At 62.4% G+C, this 26,795-nt stretch carries 21 protein-coding genes and 1 pseudogene; 9 read left to right on the top strand and 13 right to left on the bottom strand.

Annotated elements, in window-relative coordinates; translation table 11 throughout:
* Positions 1-10: 10 nt before the first annotated feature.
* The 5 genes from OXT71_10635 (at position 11) to OXT71_10615 (ending at position 7,550) form a co-directional block, all read left to right on the top strand.
* A complete protein-coding gene (locus tag OXT71_10635) occupies positions 11-1,216 on the top strand; it encodes a PQQ-dependent sugar dehydrogenase (GenBank protein MDE2926841.1) in 1,206 nt (401 codons plus the stop codon).
* Between the two features lie 100 nt (positions 1,217-1,316).
* A complete protein-coding gene (locus OXT71_10630; protein MDE2926840.1) occupies positions 1,317-1,967 on the top strand; it encodes a cytochrome c3 family protein in 651 nt (216 codons plus the stop codon).
* On the top strand, positions 1,964-3,265 hold the full coding sequence (locus OXT71_10625; protein MDE2926839.1) for an MFS transporter: 1,302 nt from the start codon (positions 1,964-1,966) through the stop codon (positions 3,263-3,265). The genes OXT71_10630 and OXT71_10625 overlap by 4 nt, the downstream gene beginning before the upstream one ends.
* Before the next feature lie 96 nt (positions 3,266-3,361).
* A complete protein-coding gene (locus tag OXT71_10620) occupies positions 3,362-5,878 on the top strand; it encodes a sulfatase-like hydrolase/transferase (protein ID MDE2926838.1) in 2,517 nt (838 codons plus the stop codon).
* Between the two features lie 256 nt (positions 5,879-6,134).
* Positions 6,135-7,550, top strand: coding sequence for a PP2C family protein-serine/threonine phosphatase (locus OXT71_10615; protein ID MDE2926837.1), 1,416 nt, complete (start codon positions 6,135-6,137; stop codon positions 7,548-7,550).
* Positions 7,551-7,577: 27 nt separating this feature from the next.
* Here OXT71_10615 and OXT71_10610 read toward each other — a convergent pair whose 3' ends face one another.
* The 6 genes from OXT71_10610 to OXT71_10585 all read right to left on the bottom strand — a co-directional run bounded on the left by OXT71_10610 (position 7,578) and on the right by OXT71_10585 (position 14,738).
* Entirely contained in the window at positions 7,578-8,939 is a 1,362-nt protein-coding gene (locus tag OXT71_10610; protein ID MDE2926836.1) for a pyridoxal-dependent decarboxylase, read from the bottom strand.
* Between the two features lie 48 nt (positions 8,940-8,987).
* The gene (locus OXT71_10605; GenBank protein MDE2926835.1) at positions 8,988-10,391 is read right to left on the bottom strand and encodes an anion permease; all 1,404 of its coding nucleotides are present in this window, start codon (positions 10,389-10,391) and stop codon (positions 8,988-8,990) included.
* Complete coding sequence (locus OXT71_10600) at positions 10,388-13,225, bottom strand: hypothetical protein (GenBank protein ID MDE2926834.1); 2,838 nt, start codon at positions 13,223-13,225, stop codon at positions 10,388-10,390. Before OXT71_10600 ends, OXT71_10605 begins: the two co-directional genes overlap by 4 nt.
* Before the next feature lie 70 nt (positions 13,226-13,295).
* A complete protein-coding gene (locus OXT71_10595; GenBank protein ID MDE2926833.1) occupies positions 13,296-13,880 on the bottom strand; it encodes an HD domain-containing protein in 585 nt (194 codons plus the stop codon).
* A gap of 194 nt (positions 13,881-14,074) precedes the next feature.
* On the bottom strand, positions 14,075-14,287 hold the full coding sequence (locus OXT71_10590; GenBank protein ID MDE2926832.1) for a hypothetical protein: 213 nt from the start codon (positions 14,285-14,287) through the stop codon (positions 14,075-14,077).
* Entirely contained in the window at positions 14,274-14,738 is a 465-nt protein-coding gene (locus OXT71_10585; protein ID MDE2926831.1) for a PIN domain protein, read from the bottom strand. The genes OXT71_10590 and OXT71_10585 overlap by 14 nt, the downstream gene beginning before the upstream one ends.
* A gap of 182 nt (positions 14,739-14,920) precedes the next feature.
* On the opposite strand from OXT71_10585, the gene OXT71_10580 reads away from it, so the two are divergent.
* Genes OXT71_10580 through OXT71_10570 form a run of 3 tightly spaced genes read left to right on the top strand, consistent with a single transcriptional unit; the run spans position 14,921 to position 17,245 of the window.
* On the top strand, positions 14,921-15,811 hold the full coding sequence (locus OXT71_10580) for a homocysteine S-methyltransferase family protein (protein ID MDE2926830.1): 891 nt from the start codon (positions 14,921-14,923) through the stop codon (positions 15,809-15,811).
* A gap of 31 nt (positions 15,812-15,842) precedes the next feature.
* The gene (locus OXT71_10575) at positions 15,843-16,181 is read left to right on the top strand and encodes a hypothetical protein (protein MDE2926829.1); all 339 of its coding nucleotides are present in this window, start codon (positions 15,843-15,845) and stop codon (positions 16,179-16,181) included.
* An 8-nt stretch (positions 16,182-16,189) separates the two neighbouring features.
* Complete coding sequence (locus tag OXT71_10570) at positions 16,190-17,245, top strand: hypothetical protein (protein MDE2926828.1); 1,056 nt, start codon at positions 16,190-16,192, stop codon at positions 17,243-17,245.
* On the opposite strand, the gene OXT71_10565 is transcribed toward OXT71_10570, so the two are convergent.
* The 7 genes and pseudogenes from OXT71_10565 to OXT71_10535 all read right to left on the bottom strand — a co-directional run bounded on the left by OXT71_10565 (position 17,242) and on the right by OXT71_10535 (position 25,469).
* Complete coding sequence (locus OXT71_10565) at positions 17,242-18,192, bottom strand: ABC transporter permease (protein ID MDE2926827.1); 951 nt, start codon at positions 18,190-18,192, stop codon at positions 17,242-17,244. The two genes, OXT71_10570 and OXT71_10565, sit on opposite strands and share 4 nt — an antisense overlap.
* 23 nt (positions 18,193-18,215) lie before the next feature.
* Entirely contained in the window at positions 18,216-19,709 is a 1,494-nt protein-coding gene (locus tag OXT71_10560; GenBank protein MDE2926826.1) for a sugar ABC transporter ATP-binding protein, read from the bottom strand.
* Between the two features lie 2 nt (positions 19,710-19,711).
* Positions 19,712-20,668 (bottom strand): substrate-binding domain-containing protein, encoded by a 957-nt coding sequence (locus OXT71_10555; protein ID MDE2926825.1) that lies wholly within the window; start codon positions 20,666-20,668, stop codon positions 19,712-19,714.
* Between the two features lie 547 nt (positions 20,669-21,215).
* On the bottom strand, positions 21,216-21,992 hold the full coding sequence (locus tag OXT71_10550) for a DUF3883 domain-containing protein (protein ID MDE2926824.1): 777 nt from the start codon (positions 21,990-21,992) through the stop codon (positions 21,216-21,218).
* Positions 21,993-22,542: 550 nt separating this feature from the next.
* Positions 22,543-23,340, bottom strand: a complete 798-nt coding sequence (locus OXT71_10545; GenBank protein MDE2926823.1) for a DNA cytosine methyltransferase — start codon at positions 23,338-23,340, stop codon at positions 22,543-22,545.
* 27 nt (positions 23,341-23,367) lie between these two features.
* Positions 23,368-23,754 (bottom strand): annotated as a pseudogene (locus tag OXT71_10540) (DNA cytosine methyltransferase).
* A 1,517-nt stretch (positions 23,755-25,271) separates the two neighbouring features.
* Positions 25,272-25,469, bottom strand: a complete 198-nt coding sequence (locus OXT71_10535; protein MDE2926822.1) for a ribbon-helix-helix domain-containing protein — start codon at positions 25,467-25,469, stop codon at positions 25,272-25,274.
* Positions 25,470-26,066: 597 nt separating this feature from the next.
* On the opposite strand from OXT71_10535, the gene OXT71_10530 reads away from it, so the two are divergent.
* Positions 26,067-26,567: a hypothetical protein gene (locus OXT71_10530; protein ID MDE2926821.1), complete on the top strand. Its 501-nt coding sequence runs from the start codon at positions 26,067-26,069 to the stop codon at positions 26,565-26,567.
* Positions 26,568-26,795: the final 228 nt, after the last annotated feature.

The raw sequence follows: 26,795 nt of genomic DNA, 5'->3' as shown, positions 1-26,795 counted from the left end.
CCGAACCATCATGAAGGCGCGTCAACTCCTCGGATTCTCCTGGTGCATCCTGCTGGCGGCCGGTGGCGCCGTCCTGGCTCAATCGTCCGATCTTCCGGTGAACTGGAGGAAGCTTCCCGAGCCGTTCCATTCCAAATCGTCCAGCAACCGACCGCAGATCGTGCCCCGGCCCGAGGGGGCCAGCCTGAAGCTCCCCGACGGCTTTCAGGCCGAGGTCATCGCCAGCGGTTTCGAGAAGCCGCGCTTCATGCTCCTGGGTCCGACCGGTGAGATTCTGATCACCGACAGCGGCAAGCGGAATGAACCGACCGGAACCGTCACCCGGCTGATGCACGGCAAGAAGACCGTCCTCCTGGAAGGATTGGACCGGCCTTACGGTTTGGCCCGCTACCAGGGTTACCTCTACGTGGCCGAGCCCACCTCCGTCAAACGCTATCCCTACAAGAACCTCTGGATCACGGGAGAGGGCGAGGAGGTCTTCTCCATGGCGGGATTCGGCAAGGGCCATTGGACCCGGACCCTGTTGTTTGACCGGCAGCGCGAAAAGCTCTACGTGACGGTGGGTTCCAGCTCCAACATCGGCAAGGGGGACCCTCCCGTCCGCGCAGCCCTCAACCGGATCAATCCCGACGGGAGCGGACACGAGATCTTCGCCACCGGTCTGCGCAACACCGTGGGTCTGCGCTGGCGCCCGGGGACGGATGAGCTCTGGGGAAGCGTGCAGGAACGGGACGGACTGGGCGACGATCTGCCGGACGACTACCTGGTCCACATCGAACAGGGCGGTTTCTACGGCTTCCCCGATGCCTATTCCGGTCCCCACAAGGAGCCGCGCCACAAGGAGACCGACCAGGAGAAGGTCGACAGCAGCCGCTACCCGGACGTCCTGCTGGGCGCACACGTGTCGGTCCTGGACATTCTCTTTTACAGCGGGAGCCAGTTCCCCGAGAAATACCACGGCGGCCTCTTCCTGGCCTTTCGCGGCTCCTCCAACCGGGCGGTGCGGGTCGGGTATTCCATTGCATTCATCCCCTTCCTGAAGGGCCGTCCCACCTCGGGTCCCACCGACTTCCTCACGGGCTGGATGTTGGCGCCCGATCGTCCCGAGGTCTGGGGACGGCCGGTGGGGCTGCTGCAGATGGTCGACGGGTCGCTGCTGATCTCCGACGACGGGGCCGGCAAGATCTGGCGGGTGTCCTACGATCCCAAGAGGTAACCCGCCGCCACAGTCGCCGCGGACCGGTGTTCGCGGAGCGAATCGGCGCACAGGCCCGCCCCGGCGATGGCCCCATGCGTCCCCGACGGGAGCGGTCCTCATGTCCGGGAAGCGCCTGAGCCAAACCGGCTTCGCCTTTGGCGCGCCCCTGGTGTTCGGCTTGACCCTCCTCGCCTCCCCGGATTTCTCCCACCCGGTTCATCTCGAACTGGGATTGGCCTGCGCTCACTGCCACGCCGGGGCCGAAACCAGCCGTCAAGCCGGCGATCAGATCTTCCCGCGGCCCGCGGTCTGCCTGTCGTGCCACTCCGACCCCGAGCGCACGCCTCTCGACCCGGCCCGGCTCCGCTGGACCGCTCCGGAGCGCACCTACCGATTCGATCACGCCTTCCATGTCCGGATGGGCGACCTCGCCCCTGTCCTTGCGGCTGCCATCGACGGCGGCAAGTATTTCGGATCACCTGAGATCCGGCCCCTCCTGGACCAGTCCGGCGGCTGCATGGCCTGCCACCGGGGACTCGACGCCGGAGAGGCCACTCCCCTTCCCGTCATGTCCGACTGCCTGGTCTGTCACTCGGAGATCGACAACCCCTTCAGTTGCGGCGACTGCCACCTGGAGGGGGTGAACCTGCGGCCCGCGGATCACACCCAGGAATTCGCCGATCTCCACGGGACGGGCAAGATCCAACTGGACAAGGCCAGTTGCCTGCCCTGCCACGGAACCAGCTTCGAGTGCCGAGGTTGCCATTGAAACCAATACCGCCCAATGAACCCGGCGCGACCGGCACACTCTTCCTCCCCACCGAAGAGATGAGCCGCCGCAACGGCCTCCTCTACCTCGTCTCCATGTGCATCTTCATGTTCGCGGCGCCGGTGGTCTACGTGGGCGTGGTCCAGGCCGCCCTTGCGGACAAGCTGGGGGCCAGCGCCATGGTGGCCAACCTCCCGGCCTCCACCTATCTTCTGGGCGCCTTCGCTCCTCCCCTGCTGTCGTGGCTGGTTCCCCACCGGTTCGTCCGGACCACCGCCGTGGTCGCCTGCGCCGTGACCACCACCATGATCTCGCTGGTCTGCATCTGCCTCTTCGCGCCGTTCAGCGATACGGTCCGCTTGACCGCAGTCATCGGTCAGGGCCTGATCCAGGGTTTTTCCGCCTACACCTTCCAGGTGTACAAGTACCAGTGCCTGAAGCGGGGCACGACACCCCAAGGCCGCGCCTGGGCCTTCAAGTGGACCTTCGCGCTGGGACCGATCTTCGCCGTGGCCGGATCCCTCTGGGCCCAGTACGTGCTGGGGGGTGGCATCGAGTGGCTCCCCTACCCCTATGACTTCGCCGTGCTCTACCTCATCGGCGCGCCCAGCATGGGCATGGCCTGCTACCTGACCAGCCGGTACCACTTGGCTTCGGTCCCGGAATCCCCGCGTCAACCCTTCGTCAGCTACTTTTCCGGCAGTTTCAAGTCCTTCGTTCAAAACCGCACGCTGGTCTACCTGTGGCTGGGCTTCTTCATGTGGTTCATGGTCTTCACCGCCATGCCCACCCTCTCGCTGTACAGCCGGGAGGTTTTGGGCGGCGACCCCAAGGACTACTCGGGTTGGGTGATGGCCCTTCGCTTCGGATTCAAGGCCGCGGCCGGATACGCCCTGGGCGTGATCACGTTGCGGTACGGCCTGCGGGCCTCCCTCTTCGTCTGCATGGTACTGCTGGGGACCTCCATCATCTGGGGCTGGACGGTTCCCGGCTACTTCTTCCTCATCGCCTTCGGATTGATGGGAGCCGGTGAGCTGGGCGGCGCCTACTTCCCCAACTACATCGTCGGGATCTCGTCACCCGCGCTCTCCACCCGGAACATGTCGATCCTGATGATGACCAGTTGCGCCAGCTTCTTCGCTCCCAGCACCCACGGAGCCCTGGCCGACCATTTCGGGTTCCAGGCCAGCTTTATTTTCGCCCTGGCGGCGGCGGTGGTGTCGCTGTTCCTGATCGCCAAACTTCCGAAAGTCCGCGCCCAGGACGAGGCAACGAGCTCGACGTCCAGGGAGGGATAAGGCCGAATGGCGCTCGGGCGTTCGCCGCAAACCGTATAGTAGGGGTGCCCGTTGTGGGGCGCCCCAGGCCAGCGCGGGCACACCATTCGATAACACATGCCGGCCACGAGAGAGAACCGAGTTTGGAAATACGCCCTGCACATCGGGACTCTCTCCAGCTTGTCGGTGGCACAACCGGTTCTGGATCTGCTCTCCCAACAGACTGAGTACCTGGTCTCGCGCCAGGTGGGAGTCCTGGAAGCATCGTTCCTGATCTTCTTCCTGGTCCTCGCCGTTCCGGGACTGGTGGTTGCGGGGACCTTTCTGGCGGGATGGGCCATCGGCGCGAAGCGTTGGTTTTACGGCGCCGGCATCGGGATCCTTGTTGTTCTTTTCGGCCTGCTGGTGCTGAAGACCCTCATGCCGGATGCGGGAATACTCCTCTCCGGCGCAGTAGGCCTGCTGGCGGGGTCGACGGCAATCGTCTATGACCGCTCCTCAACTGCGCGCCGGTATCTGACCCTCCTGTCGCCGGCCCTGCTCATCGTTCCGGCGCTCTTTCTGGCTAATCCCTCGGTTCAGAGCGTTCTCAATCCGGACGCGCCGCAAGGCGTCGCATTGGACAGCGGTCGGACGCAGACGCCCATCGTCATGTTGGTCTTCGACGAACTCCCACTTCAGTCTCTCCTGGACCGCCGGGGCGAAATCGACTCCTTGCGTTTTCCCAATTTTGCCGGGCTGGCCGAAGACGCCGCCTGGTTCCCGAATACGGCGACGGTTTCCCCTTCCACCCAATACGCCGTCGCGGCCATGCTGACCGGGAATCTCCCGGAACCGGACCGGACGGCTCGCCCCACGCGGGCCGACTATCCGGACAATCTCTTCACCTGGCTCCGGAATTCCCACCGGCTCAACGTCTTCGAATCCACGACGCATCTCTGCCCGGCGTCTCAGGCGCGCGCGAGTTCCCGCGTGCAGAGCCTGATTCGTCTGCTGGTGGATGTTTCCCTGATCTATCTTCATCTCGTCCTGCCCGAGGATTTGACATACCGCCTGCCTGACATCCGATACGGATGGACTTGGCAGTTGGGTCATCCGGCCCGGCAATTCGAGTCATTCCTGGAGTCGATTCCGGGCCCGGAGGAGCCCGGATTGCATTTCATTCACCTTCAGATCCCCCACCTGCCCTGGGTCTATCTCCCCTCGGGAAAACGCTATCTGTCCGGTGGGGACATCAGCCTCTTCGGGAAGCGGGGCCTCTGGACCCGGGATGAAGCCCTGGTGACCCTGGCCTACCAGCGTCACCTGCTGCAGGTGGGATTCGCCGACCGGCTCCTGGGCCGCCTGCTCAAGAAGCTGAAATCACACGAACTCTACGATCGGAGCCTGATTGTCGTCGCATCGGATCATGGCGTCAGCTTTCGGCCCGGCGGGTCCAGGCGAGCCATGACCGACGCCAACTTCAAGAACATCCTGAACGTGCCGCTGTTGATCAAGGCTCCCCACCAGGAACAGGGCCGGTCGTCGGATCGCCCCACACGAACCACGGATGTCCTCCCCACCATCGCCGGCATTCTCGGGGTTCCGGCGCCATGGCCCACAGACGGAATCCCGGTCACGGAAACCGAGCTTCCGGAAAACCGGGATCTGGCTTCCACCGCTCTGAACATCGCTCGCCCGTATCAGTTTCTGCGTTCTCAAACGACGATATGCCTCCAAGGGCGGTCGTTCGACGTGACCCAGCGTGGATCCCGCGTTCATCTGGATGAGGTGAGCGAGAGCGGCGGCAGGATCATGTTTTTCGGCTGGGCGGCAGACATGGAAACCCTGGCGCCGGCCGACTCCATACTCGTGTTCGCCAACGGCGAACTGGTCTATCGGGGAATGGCTCGGCGCCCGCGCCCGGACGTGGTCGAGTCCTTCAAGGCCGCGGAATTGGAGAATTCCGGGTTTTTGCTCGAGCTGGACCGGGAACTCCTCGAAGGGAATCCCGCGGTGCGTTGCTTTGCGTCTTTCGGAGACCGAATCCGCGAGGCCCAATATCCAGCCAGTTTCCCCTGGTCCACCGAATCGGACGAGAGTTTCGATAAAGCCAAGACCGCCGACGCTGGCCGGATCTGCTCCCAGGATCAGAACGAGCAACGATCCTTTCTGATCACACGGCCGCTCACATCCGAGTCCCTCATGGCGGCCTCCAAGCCCAGTGACTTCGAAATCGGTCTCCGGGAGCGGGCTTGGGACGCAGGCGAAGACGGATTGTTCCAGCCCGCGCCATTCCGTGCCCTGATCGGGAAACGGCTGGATCAACTTACCGTACGGCCGACTCCGGACCTCCGGATCGAGTTGGACAAGCCAGGCTTTCTTTCAAGGCTGAGGCGGCGACTGGACTCCGACTTCATTCCGGCCGCCGTCGAAGGACGGGTCTCGACGAAATACGCGGAGGTCTTGGCCGTGGCCGTGAACGGAACCGTCCGAGCCGTTGCTGCCACATTCGAAGGACGAAGGGGCGACCGTCGTTTCCAGGCGATCGTCCCCGAGTCTACTCTGCGGGACGGGACGAACCGAATCCAGGTGTTCGCGGTGGGACAAAACAACGGCCACGTGACCTTGTTCTCCTCAGCCGAAACCGACTGACTTCAACCTCCAGTTGATTAGGAGCGGGAGCGGGAGCGGCGGTTTCCTAACCGCCGATTCCCGGTGTGACAAACTTGGCGACGAAGACCGGACGATTGGAAATCGTCCCTCCTTTTTCTTAGAAACGCGAGGGTTTTCCTACCCCCGCCTCACGACGGGACAAGACTGCCCCTCCTGGTTTGGAGACATCCCAAGCGCCAGATATAGTTACGATGCACGCGCCAAAAGCGAGGCCCATGCGATCCAAATCCTCCCCATGACGACAGACCCGCAAGTTCTCGACATCGCGGTCGGATCCATCCTGGTATTCAACGGCCTCGCCGTGTTCCTCCTCTGGGGGTCCGTACGTTCACGGAGCGGCATCGAGCTACCCGCCTTCGCCGTCTGCTGGCTGCTCTACGGAATCCGGATTCTGGGCCCGGTCGAGGCCATCCGGAATGCAACCCCAATCCCCCCTGCCGTTTGGGACTACATCACCTTCGGGGCCTACTACAGCCAGGGAATCGCCGCATGGTTCTTCGTGGAAGTGTTCTGGAGGACCAAAGGCGTCTTCAATTGCTTTCGCCGGATCTGGCAGTTCCACATCATTTTCGTGATCGTTGCGATGACGGTCGACCTGTACAACGGCGCGCCGGGCTCGATGCTCCCGGTCCACGTCAATCTGCTCCTCATCTACATCCTGACCACCATCGCCAACTACTTCACCGGCCACATCCGATACGAGCGGGAAACCGCCCCCGCATACATTGCCATGGTCATCGCCTCCGTCATCATCCTCCACGACGTGTTCGCGCGGCTCGAACTGCTCCCGTGGACCATATTGTTCGGTCCCATCGGAAATTTCGTGCTCGCCGCCGCCATCTGCTACGCGTTGCTGCACCGCGCCCTCAACAACGAAAAGCGGCTCGCCACCATCGAGTCGGAACTCAATACCGCCCGGCAGATTCAACACTCCCTCCTTCCCCGGCAAGGGCCGAGCATCGAACCCGAGAAGCTGAGCGTGCGTTACATCCCCATGGACGCCGTGGGCGGCGACTTCTACGACTTCATCCCCATCGACGATCACCGGTTCGGCGTCATGGTCGCCGACGTCACCGGACACGGCATTCCGGCCGCCCTCATCGCCACCATGGTAAAGACTGCGTCGGCGTCACAGTCTCATGCCGTGGCGGAGCCCTCCCGAGTCCTGGCCGGGATGAACGATGCCCTCTACGATCAGACGGACCTCCACTTCGTAACCGTCACCTACGCCTATATCGACCTGGAGGCAAACGAACTGCGTGTCGCGAGCGCCGGCCACCCGCCACCTCTGATCTATTCGCCCACGCGGCAGTCCGGCAACGAGGTCGACATCAACGGTATCGCGCTGGGAGTCCTGCCCGTCCAGAGTTATGAGACCGCAACGATCCCTCTGGCTCCCGGCGACCGCATCGTCATCTACAGCGACGGCGTGACGGAGGCCGCCGCGCCCGACGGCGAGGAATTCACCACAGAACGTCTGCTCAAGATGCTTGTGGAGCGTTCCGACACCACGACGGATGAATTCGCCGACTACACCCTTCGGCAACTGATCGGATGGACTCGCAAACCGCGGCTCGCTCTGGACGACGACCTGACGCTGCTTGTCATTGACGTGCCGGAGAACGGAAACAGGGCCCGCCAAACCCGTTGAAACCGGATAGTCACTCGATTCACAGAGTCAGACACCCGGCCGCGCCATGTCATCGGCGACACGCAGAATCGCAGCCAGACTTCGCTCCACGTCTTCGTCGGTCGTCGCCCACGACGAGACACTGATGCGCATTGCGGCGCGGCCGTTCCAGTTCGTTTTCCCGCACCAGCAGGTTCCCTCACGCTGCACGCCCCTTATGACGTCAGTCGTGATGCGATCGTCGCCGAACGCGACGAGCACCTGATTGAGCACCACATCATTGAGAATCTCCCAACCCGCGTCGAAAAGTCCGGCCGCGAACCGCCGCGCCTGGAGGCAGTTGCGATCCACCAATTCCTCGATTCCGTCCCGGCCGAGCGCGAGCAATGCGGCCCAGATCTCCACCCCGCGCATCCGGCGGCTCGTTTCCGGCGTGAACTCGAACGGATCGCGGCTGATCCGGCCGGGGAGATAATCGGCATGCACGGACATCGTCGCGCGCAGGGCACCCGCATCACGGACGATGGCAAGACCGCTGTCGTAGGGCACGTTCAGCCACTTGTGGGCGTCGGTCGCCCACGAATCGGCACGTTCGACGCCGGCGGACAAGGGACCGAGCCGTCTCGATGCTCGCGCCCACAAGCCGAAGGCGCCGTCCACATGGACCCAGACGTCCCTGCCTCCCACCGCGTCGCACACCGCGCCCACCGGGTCGAACGCGCCGCTGTTCACGTTCCCGGCCTGAGTGCAGACGATCGCCGGCCCGTCGAGATCGGGAACCGAACCAACTTGCATCCGGCCCTGCGCGTCGACGGGCACGCGCCAAACCCGGTCGCGTCCGAGACCCAGCATGCCGAGCGCCTTGAACAGGGTGGCATGGGCCTGCTCGCCCACGACCACCGTGATCTCCGGCGCCCCGTGGAGTCCATGCCGGTCGACATCGTGACCGTGCGCGTGCAGGACCGCGCGCCGGGCCGCAGCGAGTGCGGTGAAGTTGGCCATGGTCGCTCCGGTGACGAACGCGGCTCCTGCGTCCGCCGGCAATTCCAGCGCTTCGAACACCCAGCGCATCGCGACCTGCTCGATGGCGGCACCGGCCGGCGAGCCGGCCTCGCTGAAGGCGTTCTGATCCCACGCCGCCGCGAGCCAATTCGCGGCCAGCGACGCCGGCAGCGCGCCACCCGTGACGAAGCCGAAGTAGCGAGGTCCGGCGCTCGCCACCACACCTTGCACGCCGGTCACGTCGAGCCGCTCCACGATCTCCGATGCCGGAAGTCCCTTTTGGGGCAGTTCGCCTCCGAGATCCGCCACGAGCTCTTCCGCGTTTCGTGCCGCCGAGACCCGGCGTTCGGGGAGTGATTCGAGGAACTTCGCGGCGCGCTCGGCCGTCTCCTGCAACAAATCTCGCATGTCGTTCATGATTGGACCTTGGGAGACGAATCGCTTCGCCGATCCCGTCTACCAGATCCCCAGCACCTTCCACCAAAACCCGCCGGCGACGAAGTAGATGAGGATGTTCACCACGCTGAGGAGGCCGCCCAGCTTCCACCAGTCGCCCATCTCCACGTAGCCTGTCCCGAAAAAGACCGGAGCGGGGCCGGTGCCGTAGTGCGTCATGCCGCTGAACAGGTTGCTGAAGTAGCCCAATACCAGCGCCGCCAGCAGGGGCGGGGTTCCCACCGCAATGGCCACCGCCAGGAAGGGAGCGTACATGGAGCTGATGTGGGTCGTGTTTCCCGCAAACAGGTAGTGGCTGTAGAAATAGAGAAGGCTCAGGAGTACGAAGGACTTCATCCAGTGCCCTTCTCCCAGTACGGCGGCCAGTTGATCTCCGAACCAGGGGATCAGCCCCATGGAGTTGAGGTGACTGGCCAGGTTGATGAGGACTCCGAACCAGATGAGCGCGTCCCAGGCTCCTCTTTCCCCCAGGATGTCCTTCCACCTCAGCGTCCCGGTCAGGAGCAGGATGGCCAGTCCGGTCAGCGCCGCGACTGCGCTGCTGATCCCCAATCTACCGCCGAACACCCACAGGATCAGAAGGAGGGCGAAGGTGCCCAGCATGATCCGCTCGGACGGCTTGAGCGGCCCCATCTCCTCCAGCTTCCGCTTGGCCATCCGGGCGGCTCCGGCCGTCTCGGTAATCTCGGGAGGATAGATCCGGTAGAGGATCCAGGGGCCTGTCATGAGACACAGCAGTCCGGGAACCAGGGCGGCCAGGAACCACGTGGTCCAGTCGATCTCGATTCCCATCCCCGCAGCCAGCCCGGCCGCCATGGGATTGCCCGCCATGGAGGTCAGGAACATGCCGCTCACCACGACGCCGCCCTGATAGGACGTTTTGATCAGAAACGCGCCCAGCCGGCGGGCGCTGGCGCCGTCGGGACGGCTCCCGAAGGAGACGGCCACGGATTGCAGGATGGGGCAGATGACGCCGCCGCAACGAGCTGTGTTGCTGGGGATGGCCGGGGCCAGGACCAGATCGACTCCGATCATGCTGTAGGCCAGCCCCAGACTCTTCTTCCCCACCGCCGCCATGAACAGGTACGCGATTCGCAGTCCCAGGCCGGTGACCAGGAACCCCCGGGAGATGAAGAAGGCGGACACGATGAGCCAGACCACGGGGTAGCCGAACCCGGCCAACGCTTCGTCCGGCTTCAGGACGCCGGTGAGCATGGACGCGATGACCCCCAGTAGCGCCATGGCGCCCAAGGGGAGGGTCTTGGCCAGGATCCCCGCGATGGTGGCCAGGAAGATGGCCAGGAGGCGCCAGGCCTGGAGCTGGACCTCGTCCGGTGGCGGCACGAACCAGACCAGCAGTCCGATGAGGACCGGGGGAAGGAAACGCTGCGGAAGACGGCTCATGGCTCGGACGGTTGGTAGGTCACCCAGACGGGAGAGCCCCAAGCCACCATGCCGTCCTGCTGCAGGACCCGCACGTAGTAGTAGTGCTCGCCTTCGCCCGTGTCGGCGTCCACGTACTCGAAGGAGATCTCCTGCTCCTTCTCGGGAGACACCTGGTAGACGATGGCCTCATTCCGGATGACGTCCACGCGGTGGAGCGGATCGGTCCCCACCACCCTCGCCTTCAGGCGCAGCGGTCCCGATACGTCGAACTCCTCGCCCATGAGATGCTCGCCACCGGCGTGGACGAAACGCACGTCCAGGATGATGTTGTCGGTGGAGGCGTAGGCGCGCCGGCTCCGGATCGCCTCCATCAGGCTCTCCAGGGTCAGTTCCTCGGCCAGCAGGCAGGCGTAGCTCATGTGGGTGGAGTGGTGGTCCGAGGAGGCGATGAATCCCAACCGGTAGCCCTTGGCCAGAGCGTTCCAGACGTAGCCGGGACGTTCCTCGGCGTTCCGGGGCTTCAAGGTTCCGGGCTGCGGCGCTCCGGCGTGCTCATAGGTGTCCCGGAGACCCTGGTAGATCTCCACCAGGGTTTCCACCTCGGGGTCGTTGTCGCGCCAATCGTTGGACCTGCCGGTGGTGTGAGGGATGGAGGTTCCCCCGTGGCGGCGGAGGTACCAGAAGAGCCGCTCGGCGCCCTCCTGGCCCCGCTCCTCAGGCCCCAGGATGGGATGGATGGGCTTCCCCCGTTCGGTGAAGAAGATGTTCCGGTGACCGCTGGGGAAACTGAGCGACCGCTCGTAGCCGTAAAACGAGACAAAATCCTCCAGTTGGAAGAGGTCGGCGGTCTTCTGGCTCCGCCACCAGGTGTAGGGCTCGTCAACATGGTGGGTGTGATCGCTCACTCCCAGGAAATCCAACCCACCGGCATCCACGGCATACCGGTAGGCATCCAGAAGCGTGCCGTCCGCCGCTCCGTCAATCGAGATCTCGGTGTGGCGGTGGAGATCTCCCCGGTAGATGGAGTAGGTCTTGCCGCGATGCTCCACCCGGAAAGCGCGGATTCGGTCCAACTCCTCCTCTTCGTCGGGATGGATGGGCGGGACCGGAGGATCCTCCGCCGACGACGGGGCGGGAACCAGGGAAACGCCTTGTTCCAGCTCCGGCGGCTGCAGCTTGGCCAGGAAGACCTGGTTGTGTTGCTGCATGTAGCTCTTGGCGTTCCGGTGGTCCGTGGCCCAAGTGAGCCAGAACGCGCCGTCCGGAGCCCTGGAACCGGAGGGCATCAGGGCGTTGCGGCCGCTGGTGCGGGCCAGACGCATGGGTGCACTCCATTGGCCGCCCCGGTATTGGGTCAGATGAATGTCCCAACGTGGGTAGTAGACGGGTCCCAGTTTCCCTCTCACTTCCCGGATGTCGGGCTGGCGCAGATACAGTTTCCGGACCAGCAACCAGGGTTCCCCGGAGGGCCCCGTCTCCAGGTGGGGCATCTCCCAGAGATCTCCGATGAAAATCGTGGAGAGCGACCCCTCCGTGGCCAACCGCTTCTCACCGTCCAGGCAGACGATCCGGATCTCCCTGGACTCGCGAAGCTGTGTCCCCTGCACCCGGGACAGCCGCCCCGTGTCCTTGCCCCACTCGACGCCCGACTCCTGCCAAGCCACCCAGATCCGGCCTTCGGGACCCACGGTGACGGAAGGGTTGGCCTCGAACCGCGCGGTTCCCGCCACCGTCCGGACCGGAAGCCACCGGCCCGATGACCAGACCCGCAGATAGACGTCGTAGCTGCCGGAGGCATAGCCGTCCCAGACCACCGCCAGCGAGCCGCCGGGTCCCGCCGAGGCCACGGGCCACCAGTTGTTGCCCGCGGCCGAATCCCCCGTGCTGATCTGCCGGGGCGGCGACCACCGGCCCTTCTCCAGGCTTTGGGCCATGATTTGAGCCCGGTCCTGCGGCACGGAACGCCAGATCAGCCAGAGGCGTCCCGCGGCATCCCGGACCAGGGAGTGGTGCGTGTCGGGACCCGCTCCCTCGGTGAGCCGCTCCAATCCGGACCAGCGGCCTCGCTCATGGGATCGGCCGTAGAGATCCCAATTGCCGTCCACCTGCATGGACCAGACCACCCAGACCCGCCCGGAGTCGTCCTCGGCCACCGCCGTTTGGAACACGTCGGACTCTGTTGCCAGCACCTGCGTCGGTCCCCAGGAATCCCCCGAAAGGTTCCGGACGCAGACCGCATCGGAGTCGTTCTCGTACTCCTGCCACGCCAGCCAGAGTTCCCCCGAGCCGGAGGCCCAGATCGCCGGGTGGTCCTGTTGTCCCGCGTATCGGGAATCGACGGCCAGGGGTGAAGGCACGGACTCGACCAGCACACCCCCGTCCAGATACTCGGCGGACGAGAATGGGGGAAGTTCCCGGAAGACGAAGGAAAAGGCGCCCCGGACGGTCTCGATCCGGATCGGTCCCTGGTTGGGGTTCTCCCAGACCTGGACCAGGACGCTGGGATACTCCAGTTGGAAGGCCTCCGGATCCCGCATCCACGCTTTGCGCGAACTCGCGACCCAACTGGACCCGGTCCGGACGTAGTCGTTGGGGAAGAGCGGGTCCTCGCCGGTCGCGAGGTTGTGCTCCCGGAGCAGGTCAGGCAACGCCTGAATCCGTTGTCCCGGGGAGAGAACCAGGCGCCCGTCCCACGCCGTCGGAGAAGCGTCCTTCAGACCGAAGGTCAGGCGGTAGGTGGCTTCGGGGACCGGAGGCTGGCTCGCCGGACGGTTCGAAACGGGGGCCGAGTCCAGGGCGCAGCCTGCGGCCAGAGCCAACAGCGAAAAGAGAGGCCAGACACGGACTCGCATCACCGCTTCCCTCCGAAATCCGATCCACCCTCCCGGGGCGGTTTCCAGGCGCTGGCCGGGATGGTCAGCCTCAATCCGAATCCAGCAGGCCGGCCGCCTCCAGAGGCCGCCAGAAGGCATAGTCGGCGTGGTGGACGATGGTCACGTGAAGCGACCGGCGGACCAGCTCCCCCTCGCCCGAGTGGCAGCCGGCGGCATGGCAGACCTCCTCGGGCAACCCCACCGTCAGGCAGACGTGAGTCCCGTACTGGGGATGGCGAATGGGGGGCCAGCCCGAGGCGGCGGGCCGGCTGCTCCAGCGCGCCTGGCGCTCGGGGTCGAACTCGTAGGGCTTGCCCACGTCATGGCAGAGCGCGCAAGCGGCCAGCAGGTCCCGGTCGATGGGGAGCTGGGGAAACTGTTCCTTGAGGGTGTCGCCCAGGGCCAGCGCCAGGCGGGTCACCCCGCGGATGTGGTCGGTCTGGGTGCCCCCCTTGAGAGTAGGGGTGTCGGGGTTGCCCGAGGGGCGAATCTCGTCGATGGACCGGAAGGAACTCTGGCCCAGGCAATAGGCCCAGGCGTCCACGACCAGATTCCGGAGGCTTTCGTCGATGATTTCCGACAACTCCGGCAACGAATTCCGGACCGATTCGCGCAAGTCCTCACGTATTTCCATGGCTTCACCCCCAGTGCGGTCACGCTATCCCCGCCTCCAAGGGGAGTCAAGTGGGGGTACGGGTCGTCCACAGGGTGACAGGGTCGCCGGAGCCGCTCAGCGGTAGCGTGCATGAAGAGGCAAGGAGTCAGACCAACGGTCAGACACGGAACGCCACCTTGGATTGCCGACCAAGCCTGGTGGCTCTCATCACTTCAGTTGTCTCTCGTTGGCCTTGCGAGCCTACCGGGCGCAGGAAATCCTTTGTCACCAGAACCAATGACAGGCGTGTTGGATGCGTCCCGAAGGCGCTTTTTGATATAGGACTGCTCCTCCTCGAAGGTCATGCCATCGATCTCGTCACTGATGCGATCCCGAATCGAGCGCATCACCTGCACAGCGTCGAACTTTTTCTCAATCATTGCCATAGTCGATGACCTCCCTGGGAGTTCGAATCTCCAGGATAGGATAGCCTTCACGTAGATTCACCGAATTATAAGCCTGTATTCGCTTCAAGTTCACTATATGTTTGAAGTTCCAACTCACCAACGCATCTACTCGGCTGACCGTTGCTATGGCTATGTGTTGGGCGTCTGCCCTGTTTGCCGGACCAATGGCGCGGGCGTCAATGTACAGCCCCGCAAGCACTAACGCCTCTTCCGTCATCTCAACGCGTTCTCGGTGCACCTCCGGCACTTGAGCTAGCGTGGCTTGTACACCGGACGGAGCCGACAAAAGCTCCAGCTCCGTAAGGCTTGAAATCACCAACGTCGCCTCACCATGCCTGAACGTATCCATCAGGATCTGTGACGACTGAGTGAATTCCACATCAAGGACACCCCCCATCACGGAGGTGTCGGTGTAGATTCTGCGTTTCATTTCAGTAGAATTCTGCCTGAAAACTCGGACGGCCGTCATTCATGGCCATTCGCGCCCCCAACGATCACGGGAACTCGTCCATTTTCGCTGTCTGGACGACCTCCTCGAATTTCGTCTGTGCGCAATAGCCCCGGTGCGATTTGTCGACTCCAATTGAAAAATCCGAGTATCCTGTTCCGGCTATGCCCAGGCCGCCGTTGTTGAGCCGATTGGCCCAGGATGTACCCATCATCTCGGATGGGGCCACCGGAACCTACCTCCAGATGCACGGCCTGGAGCCGGGTGGTTGTCCCGAGGCCTTCAACGCCGACCATCCCGACATCGTTCGGGGAATGTCCGCCGCCTACTCCGAGGCGGGATCGGAGATGGTGCTCACCAACTCCTTCGGCGGCAACCGCTTCATGCTCAAGAAATACGGCTACGGCGACCAGCTTCACCGCTTCAACAAACTGGCCGCCCAACTCGCCCGCGAGGGCGCCGGCGACGACTGCTACGTCGTGGGTTCCATGGGACCCACGGGGGAGTTCGTCGAGCCGCTGGGCGAGGTCACCGAACGGGAAATGTTCGAAGCCTTTGCCGAGCAGGCGTCTGCCTTGGCCGAAGGGGGCGCCGATGCGATCCTGGCCGAAACTATGACCGCGGTGGAAGAGGCGACGCTGGCCGTTCAGGCCGCCAAGGAGGCCACCGGGCTTCCGGTCCTGGTCTCCATGACCTTCGACAAGGGTCCGCGCGGCTACTTCACCATGATGGGAATTTCTCCCGAGCAGGGCGTCCTCAAGTTGGACGCCGCCGGCGCCGACGTGGTGGGAACCAACTGCGGGAACGGCATCGAGAGAATGGTGGAGATCTCCGACATCATGACGGATCTGACCGACCAGCCGCTGGTGGTTCACTCCAACGCCGGCATCCCCAAACTGGTGGACATGAAGATCGTCTACGACGAAGAGCCGCGCTGGATGGCGAAACGCTTTCGCCGCATGGCCGATATGGGAATCAAGATCATCGGCGGCTGCTGCGGGACTACTCCCGAACACATTCGCGAACTGGTCAAGGCGGTGCGGCCCGCGGCGTGAGCAAAGCACGAATCGCACCAACGGGGTATTCGTGCCGAACTTGACGGAGTTGATCGCGAGAGCGCCGTGGCGCGAGGCCAAGACCTACCGCAATACCTGGCCGCACGAGTACGTTCTCATCAGGAAGGACAAGCAGCAGGCGCTACTTGAGGCCTTCTGCGAACGCATCCGGGACGGCGAGGGGATTGACGGGAAGTTCTTCAGCAAGTCGTTCACCTACCTCTTCATCGGGGAGTACAAGTATTGGACCTACACCCCCTGCATGAATATCGATTTGGATGCGACCAAACATGAGTTTGTCCTGAACCGGGCTCGACTCTACCGGGACCGGCGGGATTTCTCCGTTCGACCTGGCGACAAGGGAGTTTAGTGTCGCCATTGCTCTACAAGAAGCTGGCGGACATGGCCGTCGCCGGCCTGGAGATTCAGGCAGGTCAGTTCGTTGAAATTCGCGGCGACGCTGCCATGTGGAAATGCATCGAAGCCGTATCGCTCGCGGTAGAAAGAGCCAAGGCGATCCCCTGCCTCAACGTCACCTCGATTGCTCACGAGGCGGAACGCATTCGGACGTTGCCCATTGAGTGGCTTCGATCTCCGTCACCGTTTCTATCTGACCTCGCCACCAGGGCCGCTGCCGCCATCGTCATCGAGCGTGACTGGCGTCCATTGACGGAATCTTGTCCTCCCGAACGGCTTCAGGCATGGAACCAAGCCATAGGAACGCTTTTGCATCAACAGGAATCCAGACGCGTTCCCAATTGCATGATCGCGCATCCGGGCGCGGTGCCACAGGATGAGCTCCTGGTCCCGAGGGGAGACATCTATCGCGCAATGGAGAACTCGATTGACGTGGATATGATCGAATTGGACCGGCGTGTACGGTCCGTCAAGCAGGTCATTGAAAATGGAAGCGTCCTGGACATCAGGACTCCCAATAGCGGCCGCCTGGAGTGTCAGCTTGGCGGCAGACCCGTATTCGAGAACGATGGCCGTCTCAACAGTCTCGTTCTGAACCTGCCGTTCGGTGCGATTTCGTTTACCGTACCGGAAACCACCGTTCAGGGCTCCATTTGTATTGAACGGTGGAGAAACGTCCGCGATCTGACCCTTACTTTCGTCGACGGCCGTATTTCCGGCATTTCGGCGGCCAACAGCCCGAAATCCTTTACGGACTTTGTCGGCACACATTCCGGCCACCGTGATCGAATCAGCCACGTGGGGATTGGAGTCAACCCGGGTATCCACTCCCCGACGGGAAACATAGGCGTTGACGAATGTAAAACAGGGATGCTGTTCTTTGCTTTGGGAGAAAACAGGTACCTGGGTGGAAAGAACGAATCCACCCTGAATATGGATCTGACCTGTCCCGGTGCGACGGTGTTTGTGGGGTCGCGATGTGTCGTCCGAGACGGCCGATTGACTCTCGCCAGCTAATCCCGAGACCGCTCGTTGATCCGGTTGCCGAGAACCGCGGCCAGGATGAGGGTGCCCCGGACCACGTACTGCCAGTACTCGTTGATGTTCATCAACGTCATGCCGTTGACCAGGATGCCCAGGAAGATGACGCCCATCAGGGTGCCCCGGATCCTCCCCTCCCCGCCCATAAGGCTGGTTCCGCCGATGATGACCGAGGCGATGACGTCCAGTTCCCAACCCCGCGCCGTCGTCGCCGATCCGGCCATGATCTGGGCCGACTGCATGATTCCTGCCAGGGCGGCCAGAAAGGCCACGCTGGCCATCACCACCACCTTGACCCGGCCGACCCGGATCCCGCTGAGGCGGGCCGCCTCCGGATTCCCTCCCACGGCATAGACGGAACGCCCGAACGAGGTGTAGCCCATGAGGACATGGGTGGTGAGGAAGACCAGCAGGAAGACCAGCGCCGGAAAGGGCACGCCGAAGAGGTAGCCGCCCCCGAAGAAGTTGTACCACTCGGGAAAGGGGGTCAGCGGAAAGCCCCCGGTGATGAGCTGGGCTACTCCCGTCAGCACGGTCATCCAGGCCAGGGTGATGATGAAGCTGGGGACGGCGAATCGGACCCGGATCAGGCCCGTCAAGGCTCCGATGCTCATGCCTACGAGGAGCGTCGAGACCATGGCCAGGGGAAGAGCCACCAGCATGGCTACTCCCAGGGCGGCCAGCCACTGCGTCAGCCACGCGGTGACGCACCCGGCGAAGGCCACGGCAGATCCCACGCTCAGGTCGATCTCGCCCGAGATGATGACCATGGTCATGCCGAAGGCGATGATCCCCTGCATGGAGACGTTCCGCAGGACGTTGAGCAGGTTGGCTACCGTGAAGAAGCCTTCCGCCTGGAACGCCAGCACCAGGCAGAGGACCACCAGGACCAGCTCCAGGATGGAGCTTCGGGCCCAGGCCATCACTTGGGAAGGGGTCAGCCGGATTACATGCACTGGACGAAGAGTTGGTCGGCGGTGGTGTTTTCGGGCCGGACTTCCTGCTCGATCCGACCGTGCTTCATGACCAGGATACGGTGGCACACCTCCACCAGTTCCTCAAGCTCGCTGGAGACGAACAGGACGGCGATCCCCTGGCGGCTCAGGTCCCACATCAATTGGAAGATCTGCTGCTTGGCCTGGAGATCGATCCCGCGCGTGGGCTCGTCCAGGAGCAGCACCTGCAATGAGGTGCCGAGCCACTTTCCCACCACAACCTTCTGCTGGTTGCCTCCGCTGAGCGAGGAGACGGCCTCCTCCACGTCGGGGGCCTTGATGTGCAGGCGATCCACCTGCTCCCGGATCAGGCTCCGCTCCCGCCGCCGGTTCAGGAATCCCCGACTCGAAATCCGGTCCAGACTGGCCAGGCAGAGGTTGGACCGGATGCTCTGGGTCTGGACCAGTCCCTCCTGTTTCCGGTCCTCGGGGGCGAACCCGAGACCAAGATTCTTCATTTCGGAAGGAGAAACTTTATCGTAAGTCTCCTCGGATACGAGAATTTCACCACGATCGAAGGGAAGGGCTCCGAAGATCGACTTGAGCAACTCGGTGCGTCCCGATCCCAGCATGCCGGCGATCCCCAGGATCTCTCCCCGGTGAAGGGTCAGATTCACGTCCTGGAACTCGTCGCCCCGGGACAGTCCCCGAACCTGCAGCACCGGCTCCCGGCCGGCCAGGAGATCGGCGGGACGCTCCTTCTGCACGGTCTCCCCGAACATGTAGTGAACGATCTCCCCGTCCGTGGTTTCCTCCATCTCAACTGTCGCCACGTGATTGCCGTCCCGAAGGACGGTGACCCGGTCGGCGATCTCCCTCAGCTCCTGGAGCCGGTGGGAGATGTAGAGGATGGCTACTCCCTGTTCCGCCAGTTGGCGCACGAGCCGAAAGAGGCTGCGGGTTTCGTGCCGCGCCAGTCCCGACGTCGGCTCGTCCAGCATCAGGACCGAAGGCCGGAAGGACATGGCCTTGGCGATCTCCACCGTCTGCTGCTGGGCGAAGCCCAACCGGCCCACCGGCTCGTCAACATCCATCTCCACGTCCATGGTGGCCAGCACGGAGCGGGCCCGGTCGGCGGCCGACTCCCAGTCGATGAACGGACCCCGGTTTCGGGGCATCCGTCCCAGGAGGATGTTCTCGGCCACGCTCAACCCCGGCACCAGGCTCAGCTCCTGGTAGACGGTGGCGATCCCCCGTTGGAAGGCGTCGCCGGGCGATCTCAACTCGACGGGTTCGCCGTCAAGCAGGACCTGGCCCGCAGTGGGTTGAGTGGAGCCGGCCAAAATTCGGACCAGGGTGCTCTTCCCGGCGCCGTTCCGGCCGATGAGCGCGTGCACCTTGCCCCCTTCGAACCGGACCGAGACGTCCTTGAGGGCGACGGTCCCCGGATATTCCTTCCGGATCCCGCGGGCTTCGAGCTGGATCGGCTTGGAGACGGGATTCACGGTTAGTTGGCGATGAGTTCCTGGAGCCGGGCCCGGTAGGCGCGAACGATCTCGAGATCCCTGCGCTCAAGCAACACCCCGGACATGGAGACGTGGCTCTCGACTTCCCTCCCCTGGATCACGGCGACGGCCGCTTTGACGGACTGGTAGCCGATTTCGAAGGGCTTCTGGCCGGTGACGGCCTGCAGAATCTCGTCCTCCGCCAGGAGGAAACCAAGCATCTGGTCGCTCACGTCGGTCCCGAAGACGACGACCTCGCCTCCCCGTCCGGCGCTCTTGACCGCCATGACGGCGCCCACCGTTCCCCCCTCGTTGGCGCACCAGATCAGGTCGATCCCGGGATTGGCCGTGAGGATGTCGCCCGCCTTGCGGATACCCATCTCCGGCAGCCAGGCATCCTGCTCGGCCACGATCTCGACTCCGGGCAGATCGGTGACCCGGCTCTTGAAACCGTTGGTCCGGGCTTCGCTCTGCTCCGTCAGCGCCGACTTGAAGGCCAGAATGGCGATCTGGGCCTGTCCGCCCAGTTTCTCCTCGATGTATGTGCGGGCCGCCTCTCCGGTCTGGGAGCCCAAGTCGGACTGGTCGCTCTCGATGAAGGCGGCCGGAAGTCCGCCCTCCACGGTGGAGTTGTAGGCGACGACGTGGATTCCGGCGTCGTGGGCCCGCCGCAGAGCCGTGACCGAGGCAGTGGCGCTCAGGGGCGAAAGGACGATGCCATCCACCTGCCGGGCGATGTAGGTGTTGACGAGTTGGAGCTCCTTTTCCGGCTTGCCGTCCACGGTGGAGAGCAGCAGCTCGGCACCCTCCTCCTTGGCGGCCTGCTGCATTCCGAACCGGACCAGACGGAAGAACTGGTCCTCCTGCATGAACATCCCGGCGATCTTCAGGCGGCCGTCCTCGTCCGCCGCCGGCCCGCAGGCCGGCGCCGAGAACACCAGCAAAAGGGCAACCGTCACTAGAAATCCAATTCGTGCTCGATGTCTCATGGGCACGTCATTCTAGCAGCCCGTCGTGAAAGTCAAACAGAGCACCGGACCCTGGGTGGACGATCTTAACAGTCCGTGGTGAAAGTCCCGCGAGCACCGAGACCGTTCCTGCGCCCGCCGGACAAGGCGCGATTCGGGTGCATACCGGGAGTATGTGCCCGAATCGCAACGCAGTCCGCCGGACTGATTCCATAATCTCTGTAAACCATTTAATAAAAAAGAGTTACGTATTATGCGGAGACGCTCTCCCCACCATTCTTTCCACCTGATCGAACCGGATGGGCCTGGACGTTCCTGGCCGTAAATGGACCGCGTCAGCCCCGGATACCCACGTGCCGACGCCCCCGAAGTTTGACATTTTAGATCGCCACCGACATCCAAAGCGAAGGCGGCAGGAAATGGAAGGCATCATGAAGGGAACGAGTGAGCCTATTCCTATGGGCAAAATCGGGGCCGACATACTTGAGTACCCAAGCGATCCTACAACTGCACCTTCCCCACCCCGCATAGGTGGTCGTTATAAGAAATCAGCGTCAATACTGAGTGACTCTAAATCAAAACGACTGAGCCGGAAAATGACTAAATTGCGCGCTACCGGTGCAGTGTTGGCTGCCGGATTCCTCACATACCAGATTCGAGGCTTGTTGGACCCGTAGAAGTCAACCACGGCTAGCACGAACGTGTCTTGATAGCGTTGCGCAGCACTCCACTCTGACGACTGGAGTTCCGGATATGTGAAAGCGACAGATGATTTTACCTCCAACCGTAAGGTTTGGCTGCCTCGCCGCGCTTCTAGATCGTAACCAATTCCATGTTGGTTGCCTCTGTACAGTACATCCCACCCTTGGCGTAGGAGATCCTTAGCTACCAACAACTCGGCTCCAACACCAGTATTGACTGTCGCGGCCACCGGTGCAGGTGGGAGTGGCACAGCAGACTGCATCAAATCAGAAGGGCGCGGGGCAGCAGCCTGCACCGGCGGCATATCGTGATGCCGCTCGGATCGGCCGAGGTCCGCATCAAATACGAGAGATACCACCCTGGTGTTGTATTGCGCTTGAGGGTCGCAATCGAACAGTGCCTCAACCTGCTCAAGGGTGAAACCGAAATCCGAAGCGAAGTCCGGGATTCCGACGCGGTTTCTAGCCGGATACACTCCCGCAGGAGCAAAGCTGTAGAGCACTGAAATGAGAGGAAAGATCGGTATGGTTTTCCCATGTGGCCGGAGGTAGTCCGTGTGGACGGCTGGGTGGTCAAGATCTGTTATCTGGTAACCGTCCGGAGCTACTCGCATCCAAATTGAGTGTTCCTCACCCCGATAGGATGTGCTTCTGAGGCGACAATGGTGCCGTCCTCCCTCATCCATGGACATGTGTTGGCAGGCCAATCGCCGCTGGGGACTGTCTAACAGACGGCTTATGATGTCTGGTTCTGCTGGGCAGCCTACACCTTTCTGTATCCCGAAGTTATTGCGCCAAGTGTTGGTTGGATACCTTCGTCCGGGAGCCAGAACGTTCGTGAGGGTACTATATGGAGCTTCAGGAGATGTGCTGCCACCGAATGGCGCTGTCAGAACAACGAAGGGCTCAGGTCTATGCGTCTTCGTATACAGCCGATCGAGAAAATCCTCGATTGCTCGACTTGGAGTTGCGCCTTTGCTACCAAGATGGTGGAGAATAGTATGGCCCGCCGCCCGAAACTTGAGCATACGACGGAGGCCCAAATACAGCGCGATAAAGCGACCCCGTACGCTCGTTGTTTGCGCAAATTGACTGAGTGCATTGAGCCCTTCCTTTAGGATGTCGGATCGATCGACCGGCAGCACTTCGCACTCCCAATAGTCGTCAAAACAATGATGGATATGAAGAAACCGCGCGAGGTTTGGCGAGACACTCTAAACGGATGTCGCCGCGCGCCCATTGCTGGAACTTCGAAACGGCAGGCTTCGCATATGCAACCTCGATTTCCGGGTCTGCCACATCAGTCAAGGGAAGGTCTCCGATCGCATCTGAAACGCTGAAACCATGTGGCGCGTCTCGAGCATCAAGGGCTCCTGGTTGTAATCGAAGCTGGGATGGGGGCAAAGGGCAAAATTCGGGCTGAGGCCACGGAAGATCTCCATGATCTCGGGAGGCCAGTAGGAAGAGTCGGCGGCGCCGCTGTGGCACACCGTAGGCCTCTGCGTGGGCGATCATGACTGATGTAGAGTACGAGAAATCGTGGAAAGAACGGCGGATCTCGCGGAGCGTTTTGGCATGTCGTCGATAGGAAAGTGCCGGCACGTTTTCCATTAATGCGTAGCGTGGTCTGAGGGCCTTCGCCGCCTCCAAGAAGGCATAAACCAACCCATTCCGCGAGTCATGCGATCGAAGATTGCCAGCAGTCGAAAATCCCTGGCAAGGAGGACCGCCTGCTACCATTTGAACGCCGTCCTGCCCGGCACGTCGTCGGATTTCCTTGATGGTATAGTCGAAATTGCGGGGGTCTGAGAGATCTTTACGGAGCACCAGTTCTTTTGACGGACGATTCAGTTGGTACGTCGCGGTGGCGGCAGGGTCGTTGTCAACACTAGCCAGCACAGAGAACCCTGCGCTCTCGAACCCAAGTGAGAGTCCGCCTGCTCCCGCGAAGAGGTCCACCATCGGCCCAGGCTCAAGCACAGCCGCAATGTTGTAGGCCAGTAACGGGGGAACCGCATTGCCAACCTGGATGTAGCGAGCACGTCCTCGACCGAAGAACCGATAACAGTCCGGAAAGCTCTGCAGTCGAGCAGCCTCTCTGACAGTGATAAGCCGATTAGCCTCCGGATGAATGAAGCACCCGTTCCCTGGACGATTGAAGTAGGTAGAGATAGTGTAGCTAGGAGAGTCCCAGCGAAGCCGTCCGTAGTACGTACTGCGACTTCCGCCGCCTTGCTTTGCGCTCTTCCGAATCTGCTGGACGCGTGCAGATTTAAAGTCCTCTGGCAAATTCCTCCAATTCCCGCCTGGAGGAACGGCCCGGACAACTTCCTGGTCAAGCTGACTGAGCTTCCCGGACACGTGGTCGACTACCATCATCCCAGGTGGACTAGTTCGGCAAGCCGTGGGGAGATTCCGCGATTCAATGCTTCGGGCTCAACAAGATGGTTGAGATCAATCTCATGCAACGGTACAGAGACTTGTTGTTCAAGCCACCGGCGAGCAGTCGCTGCGGATCGGCCATGGCGCAGGATTAGTCCAAGCTTCGCAAGTCGCCGTCGACTTGAGGGAGGCACGGGAACCTCGACGAGGGAGCGTAGAGGCACCCAGCTAATGAGCTCGATGCGACGCGACTTGACTGTCAGATTGCCACTTCCAGTGACGACTTCATAATTCGTTTCTCTACGGCTCGGAAGAGTTGCGAGCATCGAAGACCCCCAAATCCCAAAGGCAAAGGGCTCCGATCGCAACAGAGCCCGCGCCGAACGCGAATCCTCCGGAAATCCTTTCAAGGAAACGGCTTCCAAATTCACATCCTGCCGCACTCGTGCAAGTGCGATGGCGCAAGACATCAAGGACTCATCGACTATGGTCCATTTCCGCCCTAGTCGCTCGGCCGCGACTGCCGTTGTTCCGCTTCCTGCGAATGGATCCAGGACGGTATCTCCCTTGTTGGAGCTAGCGCTAATGAGACGCTCAAGGAGCGCAAGCGGCTTCTGTGTCTCGAAACCAACTCTCTCTGCCGAGTGAGAGTCGAGTCGGTTGATATCCAGCCAAATGTCCTGAACCGCAACACCTTGTCCGTCGTCGATATAGCGCTTCAAACGAGGTATGCCGTTCGAGGAATACTCAATGCAACCCTGTTTGTCGAAAGCCTCCATCTGCTCACGCTTCCAGGCCCAGTGGCGACCGGGAGGAGGCCACTGGTTTCGCCAGCGGTAGTGCGCCCGGGTTCCCGTCCGATCGCCTGGTGCCGTACAGGTGATGAGCTGGTACTTGCCCCGCTCGTCTGAGTTTCTAAAATTCTTTTTGAGATACGCTTTGCTGTACTTCGAGAATACTCGGTTCCACGTGTACCTGGGGCTCTTCGTATAGAACAAGATCGTATCGTGAACTGGTCCGTAGCGTTTGGAGCTACTGTGGGCGTGGGTTCTCTTCCAAATAATCTCGTTTCGAAAATTCTCTGGACCGAAGAGGTGGTCGAGTAGCACCTTCAGATAGTGGCTCGCTGCCGGGTCACAGTGTACATAGACGGATCCTTCTTCTCGGAGGCAGCGGTGTACTTCGGCCAAGCGCGGCGCCATCATGACAAGGTATGCTGAGATGTCGGTCTTCCCGAGTGTGGTGACCAATGTATTCACGATGCTTACCGCCGACTTGGGAAGCCACTGGTCTAGGCTTTGAGCAAGTCTTCCGGTATCGCTGGACCAACGCCAACTGTCAGAGAATGCCGACTGGATCTCTCGCCCCGACTGTCGCGACATCGTCACGACTGTGTCGTATGAACGCCCAGAGTTGAACGGGGGATCGAGGTACGCAAGCGCAACAGAGCCAGAGGGAAGCTGTGCGATTGCTTCAAGGTTATCCATAGCCCATAGACGACGCATGGATGTCTACTCACCCGAATCCGAGCTGCTAATCGTCCGACTCGAAAAGAGCGGCATTTGGGCCTCAAGGTACTGGTCTACCGCGTCTCGGACGACCCACGCTCGCGAAACGCGTTTGTGTCTAGCCACGCGCTCAAGCTCGCGGTATTGCTCACGGGTCAACGTGATTGACAACCGTCTAGTGTGCCGCTCCGTGGAAGACATATGGCGTTCACCACTGTACACCACTCCGGTGACGCTAGCTCATCTTTCCTATTTCCGACCCAGCGTCGCAGCCACAATCCACTTCTCCGCCGTCGACCGCGTCGTACTGTCGCTAGACCCGGCTTGCCTCGTAGCACAATCGCTCTAGTTCGGGCTCCAGGATTTCTCGTCTGAACCGGTTTCGCTTGGGCCTACTCACCGAGCCGTCCCGGGCACACCTTCGGAAACTACTTGTAGGATACCCCCTAGGGCCTAGTCGACCTTGCGGTCGCCGAACGAGATGCAAGAAGTCTTCATAGTAGCCTTCCCGCAGGGATGATTGAGACGGGAGCGACCCCCCCCAGGGGGTGTTGCGCAAGTGTAAGTTGCGCAACACCCCCGCGCCCGCACCGGGCAGGAAAAAGGGGGGGTCGCTCCCGTCCACTTCCGCTTTCCCCGTGCGGGCGCGGCGAAGCCGGGAATGTGGCCGCAACTGCATGAGCGACAAAGGGATCGGGGAAATCGCGCGTGTAAGTCGAAAGACTTCCGCGATGTAACTTGCCTCCATTGTCTCCCTTACACCTCCAGATCGACACCGGGAAGCCCTTTCACCTCTCCATGAACCTCGTCGGTCCGCAGGTGACGCAGTTGTCGCAGGCGCTGGAGGCGCTGGGCCTTTCCCGGCGGCTGTTCCCGTGCCGCCACTATGCCGGCCACGCCCACGGACAGAGCCGGTACTTCCCCCGCAAGCTCCCCCTGGCCCTGGAGGAGGACCGGGCGACCTTCGTCTATGTCGATCCCAGCCGGCACACCGACTCGGAGCTATGCTCGTGGGGGGCGGAGCACGCCCGGCTCTGGGCCGCGCTACACGCACAAGACCACCCGGTGCACGTGGTCGCGGTGGCCCGCGACGACCTCCGGCGGGAGCGGGCAACCGCCCCCATCCTCCAATGCCGCATCCGCATCGACCGAGGCCGGACCTGGCTCTCGGTCCGGATTCCAGCGGAAACCGGGGGGAGGGTTGTGGATCGCCTAAGGGGCCGCGCGCGCCCGGTCCCGGGTGGACCCTGTAGACGTCGCGGATCCACGGGCTGCGAAGAGCACGGAAAGTCCCATTGACGGCAATGTGGCGGACCGCTCCCGGGCCGTGTTCCACCTCCGGGGGCCTGTCCGGCGAAGTCCCGGGATGTGAAACACACATGGGGGGGTGTGTTCCACTCTCGGAGCGGCGAGTGTCACAAGCCCCCTTTCCGCCATCCTGTTGAGCCCCTTCGGGTTATCCCCGCCCTTCGGGAGGAGGCGCGCCCGGACGGGGAGTCCGGGGAGGAGAAGTGAGCGACCCCCCTG

Source organism: Acidobacteriota bacterium (assembly GCA_028874215.1).
Classification (GTDB): Bacteria; Acidobacteriota; UBA6911; order RPQK01; family JAJDTT01; genus JAJDTT01.
This window is presented reverse-complemented; position numbering and strand designations above follow the sequence as displayed.

Coding starts and splice junctions, on each gene's coding strand:
- OXT71_10550 (MDE2926824.1), bottom strand. CDS start 21,992: ATGCGAGTAGCTCCGGACGGTTACCAGATAACAGATCTTGACCACCCA.
- OXT71_10530 (MDE2926821.1), top strand. CDS start 26,067: ATGAACCTCGTCGGTCCGCAGGTGACGCAGTTGTCGCAGGCGCTGGAG.
- OXT71_10635 (MDE2926841.1), top strand. CDS start 11: ATGAAGGCGCGTCAACTCCTCGGATTCTCCTGGTGCATCCTGCTGGCG.
- OXT71_10585 (MDE2926831.1), bottom strand. CDS start 14,738: ATGAAACGCAGAATCTACACCGACACCTCCGTGATGGGGGGTGTCCTT.
- OXT71_10580 (MDE2926830.1), top strand. CDS start 14,921: ATGCCCAGGCCGCCGTTGTTGAGCCGATTGGCCCAGGATGTACCCATC.
- OXT71_10610 (MDE2926836.1), bottom strand. CDS start 8,939: ATGCGAGATTTGTTGCAGGAGACGGCCGAGCGCGCCGCGAAGTTCCTC.
- OXT71_10565 (MDE2926827.1), bottom strand. CDS start 18,192: ATGGCCTGGGCCCGAAGCTCCATCCTGGAGCTGGTCCTGGTGGTCCTC.
- OXT71_10620 (MDE2926838.1), top strand. CDS start 3,362: ATGCCGGCCACGAGAGAGAACCGAGTTTGGAAATACGCCCTGCACATC.
- OXT71_10630 (MDE2926840.1), top strand. CDS start 1,317: ATGTCCGGGAAGCGCCTGAGCCAAACCGGCTTCGCCTTTGGCGCGCCC.
- OXT71_10600 (MDE2926834.1), bottom strand. CDS start 13,225: ATGCGAGTCCGTGTCTGGCCTCTCTTTTCGCTGTTGGCTCTGGCCGCA.
- OXT71_10545 (MDE2926823.1), bottom strand. CDS start 23,340: ATGGTGGACCTCTTCGCGGGAGCAGGCGGACTCTCACTTGGGTTCGAG.
- OXT71_10605 (MDE2926835.1), bottom strand. CDS start 10,391: ATGAGCCGTCTTCCGCAGCGTTTCCTTCCCCCGGTCCTCATCGGACTG.
- OXT71_10595 (MDE2926833.1), bottom strand. CDS start 13,880: ATGGAAATACGTGAGGACTTGCGCGAATCGGTCCGGAATTCGTTGCCG.
- OXT71_10615 (MDE2926837.1), top strand. CDS start 6,135: ATGACGACAGACCCGCAAGTTCTCGACATCGCGGTCGGATCCATCCTG.
- OXT71_10590 (MDE2926832.1), bottom strand. CDS start 14,287: ATGGCAATGATTGAGAAAAAGTTCGACGCTGTGCAGGTGATGCGCTCG.
- OXT71_10535 (MDE2926822.1), bottom strand. CDS start 25,469: ATGTCTTCCACGGAGCGGCACACTAGACGGTTGTCAATCACGTTGACC.